The sequence below is a fragment of the Lacticaseibacillus camelliae DSM 22697 = JCM 13995 genome, assembly GCF_001436615.1.
Taxonomy (GTDB): Bacteria; Bacillota; Bacilli; order Lactobacillales; family Lactobacillaceae; genus Lacticaseibacillus; species Lacticaseibacillus camelliae.
In genome coordinates, this window is the sequence record NZ_AYZJ01000019.1 from 89356 (window position 1) to 102011 (window position 12656).

12 protein-coding genes and 1 other RNA gene are annotated in these 12656 nt (G+C 52.1%); 6 read left to right on the forward strand and 7 right to left on the reverse strand.

Annotated elements, in window-relative coordinates; all coding sequences use genetic code 11:
- Positions 1–92: 92 nt before the first annotated feature.
- Positions 93–878: a hypothetical protein gene (locus tag FC75_RS03400; RefSeq protein ID WP_056989123.1), complete on the forward strand. Its 786-nt coding sequence runs from the start codon at positions 93–95 to the stop codon at positions 876–878.
- A 12-nt stretch (positions 879–890) separates the two neighbouring features.
- On the forward strand, positions 891–1472 hold the full coding sequence (locus tag FC75_RS03405; RefSeq protein WP_056989124.1) for a hypothetical protein: 582 nt from the start codon (positions 891–893) through the stop codon (positions 1470–1472).
- 17 nt (positions 1473–1489) lie between these two features.
- Here the strand turns inward: FC75_RS03405 and FC75_RS03410 are convergent, their stop codons facing one another.
- Positions 1490–2332, reverse strand: a complete 843-nt coding sequence (locus FC75_RS03410) for an aldo/keto reductase family protein (protein WP_056989125.1) — start codon at positions 2330–2332, stop codon at positions 1490–1492.
- Positions 2333–2444: 112 nt separating this feature from the next.
- On the opposite strand from FC75_RS03410, the gene FC75_RS03415 reads away from it, so the two are divergent.
- Positions 2445–3758: a Y-family DNA polymerase gene (locus FC75_RS03415; RefSeq protein ID WP_156403570.1), complete on the forward strand. Its 1314-nt coding sequence runs from the start codon at positions 2445–2447 to the stop codon at positions 3756–3758.
- Positions 3759–3803: 45 nt separating this feature from the next.
- Here the strand turns inward: FC75_RS03415 and FC75_RS03420 are convergent, their stop codons facing one another.
- The 4 genes from FC75_RS03420 to FC75_RS03435 form a co-directional block, all read right to left on the reverse strand.
- Positions 3804–4307: a hypothetical protein gene (locus FC75_RS03420; protein WP_054664551.1), complete on the reverse strand. Its 504-nt coding sequence runs from the start codon at positions 4305–4307 to the stop codon at positions 3804–3806.
- 131 nt (positions 4308–4438) lie between these two features.
- The gene (locus tag FC75_RS03425) at positions 4439–4873 is read right to left on the reverse strand and encodes an ACT domain-containing protein (RefSeq protein ID WP_054664554.1); all 435 of its coding nucleotides are present in this window, start codon (positions 4871–4873) and stop codon (positions 4439–4441) included.
- A gap of 125 nt (positions 4874–4998) precedes the next feature.
- Complete coding sequence (locus FC75_RS03430; protein ID WP_054664557.1) at positions 4999–6462, reverse strand: sensor histidine kinase; 1464 nt, start codon at positions 6460–6462, stop codon at positions 4999–5001.
- Positions 6459–7178, reverse strand: a complete 720-nt coding sequence (locus tag FC75_RS03435) for a response regulator transcription factor (RefSeq protein WP_056989127.1) — start codon at positions 7176–7178, stop codon at positions 6459–6461. The genes FC75_RS03430 and FC75_RS03435 overlap by 4 nt, the downstream gene beginning before the upstream one ends.
- 115 nt (positions 7179–7293) lie before the next feature.
- Between FC75_RS03435 and ssrA the strand changes: the two genes are divergently transcribed.
- Positions 7294–7664: a transfer-messenger RNA gene (ssrA, locus tag FC75_RS12385) on the forward strand.
- 437 nt (positions 7665–8101) lie between these two features.
- Here ssrA and FC75_RS03440 read toward each other — a convergent pair.
- A complete protein-coding gene (locus FC75_RS03440; RefSeq protein ID WP_056989128.1) occupies positions 8102–9280 on the reverse strand; it encodes an ABC transporter permease in 1179 nt (392 codons plus the stop codon).
- 1 nt (position 9281) lies between these two features.
- A complete protein-coding gene (locus tag FC75_RS03445; protein WP_056989129.1) occupies positions 9282–9968 on the reverse strand; it encodes an ATP-binding cassette domain-containing protein in 687 nt (228 codons plus the stop codon).
- A gap of 282 nt (positions 9969–10250) precedes the next feature.
- Between FC75_RS03445 and FC75_RS03450 the strand changes: the two genes are divergently transcribed.
- Positions 10251–11207, forward strand: coding sequence for a helix-turn-helix domain-containing protein (locus FC75_RS03450; RefSeq protein ID WP_162261096.1), 957 nt, complete (start codon positions 10251–10253; stop codon positions 11205–11207).
- Positions 11208–11368: 161 nt separating this feature from the next.
- Positions 11369–12556: a hypothetical protein gene (locus tag FC75_RS03455; protein WP_056989131.1), complete on the forward strand. Its 1188-nt coding sequence runs from the start codon at positions 11369–11371 to the stop codon at positions 12554–12556.
- The last annotated feature ends 100 nt before the right edge of the window (positions 12557–12656 follow it).

Consider the following 12656-nt stretch of genomic DNA (forward strand, 5'->3'; position numbering starts at 1 on the left):
TTTTTGGTTGCCGCAAAGCGAGTTTTTCGCGTTGGCTTCACACTTTGTTCAAAACTGCCCGTTATACTTTGACTCGTAAGGTGGTGATCAGCATGCGGTTCATGGAGCGGGTAGCCAGCGCGATTCGATATCATAAACGGGTTTACCTGGGCGAATTTTTGCTGACCGCTGTTTTCTGCCTCGCTAGTCTCGCTTTGTGGACCATTCGCCACGCCAACGCCGACATGCGCCAAGGCTTCATCAACCGGCTCGAACAGCTGACGACGGATGGTCACGCTGCTTCAGGCCCAGTCGTGCAAGCCGTAAAAGCCGGCTACGCCACACTGGACACGCGATACACGCTCACGTGGTTGGTCGTGGTCGCGATCAACCTGCTGCTTTGCCTCGTTTTCGGGTGGTGGTCTGTGCGCCACCGCCGCGCTGAATCCGAGGCCTACCTGATTTTGGGTAAAAGTACTTGGAGTATCGCCGCCCAGTACGTTGCTGAAAGCCTGGCTGTTTTCATTGCCGCATTCCTGCTGATCGGTCTGGCCACCTTTTTACTCAGCGACTCGCTCAATCACTTACTGGTCAATCAGAGCCGGAATGCGCTGACCGCTGAGTTCAGCCGCAGCGTGTCAAACACCACTGCCAATCAGAGCCTCCGCACTTTGTTCGAGCACAAACTCACCGAGTTTACCGGCCCTGGCCTCTTCTTCCCCGGTCCCCCACCCAACGAACCGCAGCCGCCGCACCAGCTCTTCGGGATCATCCCCACTGCACTGGTCGGGTGTGGCACCATTATCGGCGGTCAAGGCCTCGCTGCACTGGCTGAGCTGAGCGTGATTAAACACCGGCTGCTGCACACGGTGTCCTCGCCTAATCAAACCCATTCCTAAGGAGACATGTAAATGACCCTTTTTCATTCGCAAACTGCACAAACTTTTCGCGATCATGTCAAAACCCTTTTTGCTCCGGGAATGATCAGCTTCGTTTTCGTTCCGGCAACTGCGCTCACCCAGACCTTCGCCGACTACACGCAGGCGTTCGTTAACGGTGGCTGCACCAAAGCCCTGGCGCTGGTCGATCAAACCGACACGGGAATTGTGCCCTACCTGAGCGTGCGGGCGAACCTGCTGATCAACAGTCGCGGCTCGGCGATGGATTTGCTGCCAGCAGTCCTGCGCGAAGACACCTTATTCTTGGATCAGCTCGCAAGTCAGCTGACCCCAGCCGAAAGTCTCTACCTCCAATTCTTCCGCGGCGTCATGAGCAAGCGCCCAGTGATTCTTGCCAACGGCCTGCCGGCGAGCATGGTGCCAACCGAAACGCGCGCCTTTCTGAGTTTGGCCGCTCAGACGCTGGCTGGGAGCGACTCCCGATTCGTGATCCTAACGGCCGATCAGGGATTGATTGACGCGCATCCGGACCACAGTTTCACCGCCGCCCCCAACCTGGTGATTGCCCCTGATCAACCAAAAAATCGCGCCTAGGCGCGATTTTTTTTGACTTAATAGCGATTATTGTCTTCCCCCGGCGCCGTGTCCTTCAACTGATCAAGCGTCTTCATGTCCTCATCGTTGATGGTAAAACTCAACTCGGTATTGGCTTTGATGTGCGCCGGACTGGTCGCCTTAGGCAGCGGCAGCAAGCCTTTTTGCAGGACATAGCGGATCGCCACCTGCGCGACTCCAGTATTGTAGTGGCCGGCAACGGCCTTGACGGCATCGTTGTTGAGCAGAAAACCCGTCGCCAGCGGTGAAAAGGCCTCAACAAGCAGCCCATTATCCTGCGCGCACTTGACGTTATCGTCCTCCGTAAAGCCGATGTAGTACTGCAGCTGCAGTGCCATCGGCTTGATCTTGGCGTGCGCGTACAGGTCCTCTTGGTCGCGAACGTTGAAGTTGGAAATGCCGATGGCACGCACCTTTTTGCTGGTGTAGAAGGACTCCATCTGTTCCCATACGGTCCGATTCTGCACTCGGTAATCCGCGCCGAACTCTTCCCATGGCCACGGGGCATGGATCAGGTACATGTCAATGTAGCCAAGGTCGAGCCGGGCCATGGACTCTTCAAAGGCCGCCTGGGCCGCCTCTGCCGTCTTCGCCCCCGCGGGGAGCTTAGAGGTCACAAAAATCTGATCACGCGGGATCCCGGAATCACGGATGGCCTTGCCCACGCTTTCCTCGTTGCCGTAGCCGTGTGCTGTGTCAATGTGTCGGTAGCCCTGGCGAAGGGCCTCGCTCACCGCCTGGTAAGCGGCATCACCGTTGGGAATCTGCCACGTACCAAAACCCACCTGCGGGATTTTGACCCCGTTTGGGAGTGTGTATGGATCAGTTAATACTGACATTTTTTCACCTCATTTTTTAATCTGAACATGAAAAGTATAGCACGTGACGGACCATTAAATGGCTTGCCAAAGCAGAACGTTTGTTCGTATAATGAACAAGAGGTGAGTCATGATGATTGAGCCATCTATTTACGCAAACGAGCCGCACCGGGTCATTTTTCTAATCGATAATAAATCCTTTTACGCGTCGGTCGAGGCGGTCGCCCGCGGCTGGGACCCGCTTAAGGTCGCCCTGGTCGTCATGTCCGAGCAGGAGAATACCAACGGCGGCTTGATCCTTGCCACCTCGCCGATCGCCAAAAAAGAGTACGGACTGCAAGCAAACGTGAGCCGCCAGCGCGACCTGCCCGACGACCCCAACCTGATGGTGGTCCCCCCGCGCATGAACCTTTACATTCAGCGCAACCTGCAGATCAACGACATCTTCCGCCGCTTCGTCGCCGATTCAGACCTGTGGCCGTATTCGATCGATGAGTCTGTGCTGGACCTCACGCACTCCTGGCGCCTTTTTGGCAAGACGCCACGGGAAGTCGCCAAGCGAATCCAGAAAACGGTGTATCACCAGCTGGGCCTCTACACCACCGTCGGCATCGGTGAGAACCCGGTCCAGGCCAAAATTGCCTTGGACGTCTACGCCAAGCACCAGCCAGACCTCATCGGCGAGATTTCCTACGCCACGGTCCCAGAGAAGCTGTGGTCGATCAACGACATGACCTCAGTGTGGAGCATTGCGGATCGCACCGCCACGCATCTCAAACGGCTGGGCATTACCACGGTTTACGAGCTGGCACACGCCAACCCTTACCTACTCGACCAGGAAATGGGCATTATCGGCCAGCAGCTGTTTGCCCTGGCCTGGGGAATTGATCGCACCACCATCGCCAAGCGGGTGTCGACCAAGGCCCCAAGTATCGGCAACTCTCAGGTTCTCCCGCGCGACTACGCGATTCAAAGTGAAATCGAGCTCGTGATCAAGGAAATAGGCGAACAGGTGGCTGCCCGCTTGCGTCATCACCACAAGAAAGCCGGCAGCGTCAGCCTGGGGATCGGCTTTTCCTACGCGGCCGCAGAGGCTTCAGGCAAAAGCGGCTTCAGCCACGCGCTGCGCATTTTTCCGACCAACCGCAACGACGAGCTGAACGAGGCGCTGATCATGCTATTTCGCCGCTACTGGCACGGCGAGGTCATCCGCAACATCGCCGTGTACACCGGCCGCCTGGCCCCGGACACGGGCGAGCAGCTGAGCCTGCTGCAACCCGTGGCAGACCAAGTGCGAACCACCGACCTTGCCCGCGCAGTGGACAGCCTGCGCACCAAATTCGGCTTCACTGCCGTTGTCTACGCCAAGAGTAAACTGCGCGGCGGCACCGCGATCCAACGCGCCAGCCTGGTCGGCGGCCATAACGGCGGCAACAGCTACGAATAGCAAAAAGCGGCGTCCCTACGCGGATTGCGAGGGGCGCCGCTTTGATTACAGTGAGAAGTGGTAATCCTGATCATCGGCCAAGCGCATCACGGCCTCAACATCCAGGCCATACTGCTCGCTGACCTGGTGCAGTAAGTAGTCACGCAGCTCGTCATGGAAGAACCCTTCAAGCGCATGATCAAAAGCAAAGAACCAGCCTTCACCATGCTGATGAGAGATGATGGTTTCATTGAACAGTTGCCTCAAGATCTGGCGCCCACTGAGGCTGACTTTGATGGTTAATTCGCGCTTGACGCCGTTGTCCACCACATGGAGCGTTGCTCGGTGAAAGTGCGCAAACCACAATCCCAGCAAAAGCAGCGCACAGAGCAGCGGAACGCCAATCAAAACCGCGACCAGGGACGGCAGGACCACGCCGAGATCCACCGGCGCACTGACCCCGGCGAAAAGCACTGATACCAGTAGAATAAGCGCCACTAGCAACAACGCCGGCAGCACCACAATCAACGCCAGCAAAACGCCACAAAACAGCTTCACAACACGGCTCATTCAGAAAAGCCCCCCAACGACAGCAGTCGCCAATTAAAAAACGCGACTCACTCCCACAACTCGCGTTTGTTCTTGCAAATTAGAATATACCTCATCGAATTCACTTGCAAGTTTAATCTTACTGTCAGGAATCACTCAACGGAAATCAGGGTCACATCTGTCACGCCGCGGGACTTTTTCAGCGCGGACAGCAGGCTGTCAACAGTCCCAGTGAGGTTGCTGATGTCAAACGAAATCACCACGCTGGCCCAGTCGTGAATCGGAATGTTCTGGTTAATGGTAATGACCGATGCTTCGGCATTGGACATCGTCGTCAACACTTCCGACAGAATGCCCCGATCATGGTGCAGCATCAGTGAAATCACCGCCTTGCGTTGAGCCAACCCGGCGTCAGGCAAGAAGACGTAATCCTTGTACTTGTAATAAGTGCCTCGGGAGATGCCCACCTGCTTGACCGCTTCCGAAACCTGACGCACTTGCCCGTTTTCAATCATCGTGCGTGCGGCGATCACCTTTTCCACCACGTCCGGCAGGATCGAACTATCGACGATATAATATTTTTCCACAATAAATCCTCGATTCCCTATCAAATAGCCCCATTGTATCACGAATGGTGAACAACTGCGCACAGAAACCCACAACTGTCGTCAAAAAAACACCCAGACCGCCGTGATGCAGCCTGAGTGTCGCCTTATTTCGTATGCGTGATGGGCGCCTGCTTAGGCGCCGTTTCCTCGTCTGGAAAGGCAACTGTGAAGGTCGTCCCTTCATCTTTCTTCGACTGCACGTCAATTGTGCCGCCATGCAGCGTGACCAACTGGTGAACAATGGCCAGCCCCAATCCGGACTCCCCGTACTTGGTGTTTTTCCGGGAAGGATCCGCCTTGTAGTAACGCTCCCAAATATTTTTCACCTGGTCCTCAGTCATGCCAATGCCGGTATCGGCAACGCTCAGCTCAGTTTGATGGTACCCGGTTTTCGCCGTGACCGTGATGGTGCCGTTTTGCGTGAATTGAATCGCGTTTTGAATGATGTTGACCATCACCTGAACGAACCGGTCGCGGTCAGCGTACACCTGAACGTCTGGACTGGCCTTGAGCACCAGTTCGTCCTTAGCGTCTGCCGCCTTCTGCTTGAGCTGGACCTTGATCTCGCCCAAGGCTTCGGTCGCGTTGAACGTCTGCTTTTTCAGCAGGATCTGGTTGGTGCGAATCTTTTCGTAGTCAAGGTTCTCGTTGACCAAGCGGATCAGCCGGTTGGTCTCGTTGCGCATGAGTTGAATCGACTGGCCCTTGCTTTCTTCAGGAATCGCATCATAAGCCAAGCCTTCAAGCAGCCCGTTGATCGTGGTCAAAGGCGTCCGCATCTCGTGGGCCGCATCCGCCATAAACTGTCGCCGCCGCTCCTCCTGGCGATGGATCTCCGCCTGGCTGTCGCGTAGGGAGCCGACCATGTCTTGGAAATCGTCGGCCAGCGCCGCGACCTCATCATGCGTGCGACTCTTGATTTTGACATCCACGTCGTAATTGCCTTCAGCGACCTGATGCGTGACCTGGCGCAGCCGGTTGATGCGATTGACCTGATAGCGCGCAAGGACATAACTCAGCACAATGGCGACCAACAGCGACAGAAGAAAGGCGATAAACAGGTTATACTCAGTCCGCCGCAGTGAACTTTGAATGTTGTCCACTGGCGCAAACGCCGCAATGACAAACAGCAACTTACCGGACAAAAACACCGGCTTGTAGTAAATCGTCATGCTTTGCTGCTTGCCATTGCGGGGATTCGTGGTCAGCTCCGGCAGCGCCACTGCGTCACCGTTTTCTAGCTGCTTCCAGTATCTGCCAGCGATGGCCGTGGCCTGGCCTTCCGCTGTTTGGGGGTAGCGGACGGTATTGGTCGCATCATAAATCATGAAGTGAACATTCTGCTTCTTCAAGATTTCCTCAGAGTGTTCAATAAATTCGGTGTTGATCAGGTAGGTGTTCGGGTCCACGGCGCGGTCTTTTAACACGTCGGTGTACTCTTCCAGCTGGTCAAAACTGTTCTGCCACACCGTGTTTGAGGTGGAGCGGATGAACATCACCGAAATGATCGCCATTGCGACAATCAGGACGCCGAAGAACGCCAGCATCTGTTGATAAAGAAGTTTCACTGGTCCAGCCCGGAGTCGTCAAACTTATAACCGACCCCCCAGACCGTCTGGATGATTTGCGGTCCAGCCTTTTCAATCTTCTGCCGCAGCTTTTTGATGTGGGCATCGACCGTCCGTTCATCACCGTAATATTCACAGTCCCAGACGAGCTGAAGCAGCTGTTCTCGGGAAAAAACCTGCTTGGGATTGGCCGCAAGGGTGTGCAGCAGGTCGAATTCCTTCGGCGTCAGCCCCTCGATTTCCTTACCGTCCAAGTACGCTTCGCGGGTCTTCGTGCTCAGTTTGAAATGATCCGTGACCACATCAAAATCTTCTTCGTCCTCCTGCTGAACAGCTGCTGGTTCCGCAGTTTCAGCCCGCCGATGTAGCGCCTTAATGCGCGCCACCAGCGTGATCGGCGAAAATGGCTTAGTCACGTAGTCATCCGCCCCAAGCTCAAGGCCGAGCACTTGATCACTTTCAGAGTCGCGCGCCGTCAGCATGATCAGTGGCACGGTTTTGGACAGCTTACGAATCTGCTGAGCGACCTCCATGCCGTCCATTTTCGGCAAGTTGAGGTCCAGCGTGATGATGTCGAAAGAGTCCGGCGCCGCTTTAAACATGGCCAGGCCAGACTCGCCATCATAGGCATTCTCGACCTCCCATTTTTCTTTTTTAAAAAACATGTCCATCATCTGGGCAACACTTTCGTTGTCTTCGATCATCAAGATTTTCATTTAACAGCCTCTTATAATTAGTCGTTCACTATCTCATTATAATTCCAGCGTAGCACGCTGCACACCTCTTTGACAAAGGTTTTAATGACGTGATACGATGTAGTTTGCAAGTTATGGGGACGTAATGGTCTCGACATTGGTCGTTTCGCCAGTGGTGCACTCCGGAGGCTCGGCTCCGTCATCAACGGAACACAGTTTTTAACTGCAAACAACAATGAATCATCTTACGCTCTGGCTGCCTAACAACAGTCTTTAGCGTGATCCTCCCGGTGTCGCACTAGCGCCGGATCTGGGTCTCAATCAATAGTGCTACGGGTCGCCCTCCCACCTGAAGGTGTGGTCAAGAGATAATCAGGTTAGCATTGCGCCGTTAGCCCTGCGCGTCGGCGCTCGCGCAATGCGAAATCCCAAGTAGGCGCACTATGAGTGTAGAGCTGTTGGTAGGAAGGCTGATGGACAGGGGTTCGATTCCCCTCGTCTCCAGAAAGTACCTTTTCATACGTTTCGATTGAGTCCTGAATCGCTGATTTACCGGGGATTTGGGGCTTTTCTTTTCTGCTCGTTTCGGTTGACTCGAAATGACTTTCCACATTCGGTAAAACGAATGGACGCTTTTTAGGCACTCACTAACAATAACGATTGTCGGCCAAAAGTGTGATGATTCTGTGGCGAATTAAGCAACAAATCTAGTGTCTCTATCGCTGCCCCTATTTTAGCTATTAACTGGTTAGAATGCTGGGGATTATTTTTTGAGGCTTGAGGCTTTTGCTAAAACTTTGGGGTACCCGCCCTCCCCCATGACATACAAAAAGCCAGCTGACCTCATTGTGCGAGGCAACTGACTTTGATGGTCGTTAGTCAATCTTCAACTCATCATACTGATTCAAGTTTGTCAGCAGTCTTAACTCATCTGGCCGTGACGGTTAAAGTAGCTGCCGCCGGTGCACAATCAGGCTCGTCAGCCCAAGCAGCATAATTGTGCCAACAATTAACACGGCAACGGCGCCACCATATCCCAGGCTAGGCCAAGCGGCAGAGTGCAGGATTAATCCCGAGTAATCGAAATACGCAGACGGCAGGAACTTTGCCGCGCCACTCAAAATCTTGCTGCCGATGACTGGCGCACTGCCAGTGAGCAGCACCAAGACGTCCGCCACTAGCACGGCATCCATGTCGCTGGCAAATAGGCCGACTAACGCACTGAGCGCCACGAAGAAACAGAACACCGCAATCAGCGCGCCAAGGAACAATATGAGAAAATGCCCCAACAGCATGACTGAGGCGCGCTGCCCGTCCGGTGAATACACAATGGGGTACTGGAAGCTGCCCCAACCAGCGCTTAGCCCAATAATCACATACACGATCAGTGCAGTGAGGCAAAACAACGGCAGCGCGATAGTGAAAGCAACGCCAATTTTGGCAATCAGGACCTTCATCTTGGTCATTGGTAACGTGTTGGTCACGCTGAGGTTGCCTTCACGCTTGTCGGTCGTGAAGAACTCGGCCAGCCAGACGATGAACACGGCGATGATAAGCAGCGGCGAAACATGGTACAGCAACGCATCGCTGACATAATTCGCGGCTGGAGGCTTGATCGACGCTACCGGAATCTCGCGCATGTGATGCTGATACAGGTACGTATGAAACGCGACGTCTTTCTTGCGCTCGATCAGCTTGCGGCTTGTGGGCTGGCCAGCGTACTTGATCAGCTGCAGCTGCACGTGCGGGTCCTTTTCCGTTGCGTGCAGACTGTACTTGGCGTGGTCTAACACCGCTTTGTTGACCTCATCAAGGTCGGCCGCCGGCCCACCGGAGGCGACAAGGGTGATTTGGTCAAGGTAATACTTTTCCTGCTTCTTCTGGCGCAACTCGGCCTTCACCGTGGCTGTGGCGGGCTTGACCTTCTTTAGCTTATTGATGGTTTTGGCGACCGTCTCACCGGCTGTGGCATAGGCCATGTACTGATCGGCCTGCGTCGTGTCCTGCTGGCCGAAATGGCTGAAAGACGTGCCCATCAAAAGGAGAAAAAACGCTGCCGCAATCACAATGTTGGTAACTGAGTGCAGCCCTCGTTTCAACGTGATGCGATACTGTGGTCCCATTTCAAGCACCTGCCTTCGGGAAGAAATGGTTGTAAACGCCCATCATATCCTGACCGGTGTTTGTGACATCATGCAGGGTTTGGTCCTTGAGAAAAAAGACGTGGTCACACGTGCGCCCGACGCTGTCCATTTGGTGAGAGGAGATAACCAAACTCTTGCCCTTGGCTTTGAGCTGAAGGAAAACCTCCTCGAATTCTTGAATGCTGGTGGGATCCAGTCCGTTCAGCGGTTCGTCGATTAGCATGGTTTGCGCGTCGCTGATGATATACATCGCCAAGAGGACATGCTGCTTCATGCCCAAGGATAGATCCTTAATCACCTTCTTGTAATAACTGCCCATCTCCAAACTTTCCACCACCGGACCAATCTCAACCTTGGAGTGCCAGACCTCCTTGACGTACGTCAGGTGATCTCGCACGGTCAGCTCCTGGTACAACTGGTTGGAACTCTCTAGGAAAAACAGCTGCTTCAGGTAAGCGATGCGCTTGCTGTACAGCTTGAGGCCGTTCAGCGTCAGCGTATCCGCCCCGGTCGGCAGGAGGCCGCACAAAAGCTTGAGCAACGTTGTTTTGCCGGTACCATTTGGCGCGACTAGGCCGACGATTTCGCCATCCTCAACAGTAAAACTGAGGTGCTCGAAAATTTGCTGGTCTTTGTACGCAAACGACAGGTCCTTCACTTCTAGCATAAAAACACCCCGCTCTAAATTAAGTTTAGACATAATGTCCCATATAGAATTGATTGTTGCTCGTGAACCATTCTGGTTTGAATCTTTCGTCGTTCGAACTTGGTGCTAAAAAGATATGTTTTTCATTAAAAATCGATGTTAAAATTAAAGACAAGTTAGAGCCGAGTGACTGGGCAAATGATACGTTATTGGCTGCAGGCTGGTACAACGAACTATTTGTTATCCCAATGTATGCCATGAATGGCCGCTGTCGTCGTAATCGGTCCCAGAGACGACCAGTCCGTGTTCGAGAACGGACAGAAGCAGAGCTATGCAGAGAAACTTACAGTATTTTTCATTTTTTACTCCGAGGTGTTTGTGATGACCGGATTCGTCTTTAGAAAGTTGCGTAAGGAAAGATGTCTGTCACAATCCGAGGTGGCAGGTGACATTATCTCTACATCGACGTTGTCTCGATTTGAGGCGGGGAAGACCAATTTATCTTTCGACATTCTCAAGCGACTACTCGTCAACTTGGGAGTAACAGTTGAGGAATTCAATAGCCTTACCAAAGAGGGAGAAGGATTAACGCAGCGGTTTGAATCAAAAGTCGCGCTTGCATATTTCAAGAAAGATATCAGTGGTCTATTTGACCTTTATCGCACGTCAATTCATGCATATAGACGCAGCAGTGCAACTCATGATTTATATCAAGCTGCCACGGCGGCTAATTTTTATTTAGATTTAACCGGGAGACAATTACTGCGTGGAAGTGATCTAGCTAAACTAAGCGATGATTTATCTGACAATACTGTGTGGAATGAACAAACCGTCAGACAATTTGCGAACGTTTCCGCAATCTTAACGACGCGACAAAATATTGCTATTGCGTTGTTACTGCTAAATGCCCTGAATGAGATACGACAAAACGATTTTGAAGCGTACAAGCGTGCATGGGATGCCCTCTTAAATACAGAATATCTTCTGTTGGAACGTAAAACGATGGAAGATTTCAATGGTGCAAGAAAGCTGATGGGTCTGATACAACAGCAAGAATTACCTAGTCACCTCCTCTTCACAACCATTCGCCGGTCTTTCATACAACTGCTGTACGATCTCCGCTCCGGCAAGGAAGATGTTGAGCCTAAAATATTTAAAGCCATTGAATTTCTTCAAGAATTCGGCGCAGATCAAGTTGCGACTGAATTCAGAGAGATGTATGACAGTGTCAAGTTGGCCAGCCGGACAAAACCAATGTAGTTTACTCAGATAAAAGTGCTTACATATTTTTCACATCTGCAAATTTTGCAAGTTAAAAGTTTCGTTCATGCTACGATTCACTCCAGTACAAGTTCCTGGGTTGACTGTATCTGGTCTAATTTATTTCGTCTTTTTTCAGTTAGGAGAGGGGGACGAACGGCATGAAGGCTATTCTCCGGTTTCAGTTCAAACAACAGCATTGGCGCCTCTGGGCGTTCACGGTTTTCCTATTAGCTGGGTTCATGTATCTGTCTCTTCGACCCGGAATCGTCTCCAGTGAAGCATCCGGATGGCCGCAGACTAAAGCGGAACGAATTACGACACAGAAAAATGTAGAAAAAGTAATGAGTACCGAACTGAAACGAGGGATGCAGCAGGGTTACGCCGAAATGGACAGTTATGCCAGGGCGAGAGCAGATTCTTTCAAGGACTCGCCAGAGTGGCGTAGCACGATTCGAGAATTACAGTCCGAAATGGCGCACCATAATTATGCGGCCTTCAATGCAACAATCCTATCGGCGTATAAGTCAAGTGATCTTGCTGACAGAGGCGTCTTGGTCTATTTCAATCTTCAAAATCGTGACCGTCTGAATGTTCTCAAAGCTTTTGTCAAACGGCATGTCAATGCAACACCGGCACTCGACGTTCAGGATGCGATAGTGGCATTGGTTTATGCAACGGGCGCGGATTCGCAATCGGTTGATGAGGGAGCGGATCGCATTTTGTTACCGATTTTGTCTATGATTGCACTTCTATTGTTTAGTGCGTTCAGTCGATCTAAACGTAATGAAACAGATTCTCTCGAAGAAATTTCGCCCGTTAGGATTCATACGATATTCTTCGGAACAGCAATTCCACCGTTTTTACAAATCGGTGTAACGTTAATCTTAGGTACCGCTCTGGCATTATTGGGATTAATATCACTGGATCATATACCACTTGGGGAACCCTTTTATGCAGTCTCTCAAAAAACCAGTTCAGGGGTACATATCGTTTATGCGCTCCAATGGGGTGGTATCCTCTTGTTGTACTTTCTCGTGTGGACACTGTTGTTAACCTCCGGCGCATACCTTCTCTCACGTTTTACCAGTAACCGAATACTCGGAGATACAATCTTGTTGTGTGTGATTTGGGGACGTGCCCTTAATCTTGTTTACTTGTTACCGAAAATGATCAGACCCTTTCTTCCCTCATCGCTCACGAACTTTATGGGCATTTATTACGGGCGCGGTGATTTTCACAACATCGAGTACGTACATTCGTTGAGCTTGATTTTAGCAGAGGCCCTGACACTATACGGGATCACTATGCTTGTCTCCCTTCAACAGCACAGGCAAGGTCACTCTTAGTTTAGACGTCCTATTTTTCCTCAATTAGTAAGTAGAAGTCTTTTACCCCAGTTTACAATTCAAGTGCAACACCTTAGCGACTAGACCAAAAAGGCCATGA

Coding starts and splice junctions, on each gene's coding strand:
- FC75_RS03410 (WP_056989125.1), bottom strand. CDS start 2,332: ATGTCAGTATTAACTGATCCATACACACTCCCAAACGGGGTCAAAATC.
- FC75_RS03400 (WP_056989123.1), top strand. CDS start 93: ATGCGGTTCATGGAGCGGGTAGCCAGCGCGATTCGATATCATAAACGG.
- FC75_RS03455 (WP_056989131.1), top strand. CDS start 11,369: ATGAAGGCTATTCTCCGGTTTCAGTTCAAACAACAGCATTGGCGCCTC.
- FC75_RS03445 (WP_056989129.1), bottom strand. CDS start 9,968: ATGCTAGAAGTGAAGGACCTGTCGTTTGCGTACAAAGACCAGCAAATT.
- FC75_RS03420 (WP_054664551.1), bottom strand. CDS start 4,307: ATGAGCCGTGTTGTGAAGCTGTTTTGTGGCGTTTTGCTGGCGTTGATT.
- FC75_RS03440 (WP_056989128.1), bottom strand. CDS start 9,280: ATGGGACCACAGTATCGCATCACGTTGAAACGAGGGCTGCACTCAGTT.
- FC75_RS03405 (WP_056989124.1), top strand. CDS start 891: ATGACCCTTTTTCATTCGCAAACTGCACAAACTTTTCGCGATCATGTC.
- FC75_RS03435 (WP_056989127.1), bottom strand. CDS start 7,178: ATGAAAATCTTGATGATCGAAGACAACGAAAGTGTTGCCCAGATGATG.
- FC75_RS03415 (WP_156403570.1), top strand. CDS start 2,445: ATGATTGAGCCATCTATTTACGCAAACGAGCCGCACCGGGTCATTTTT.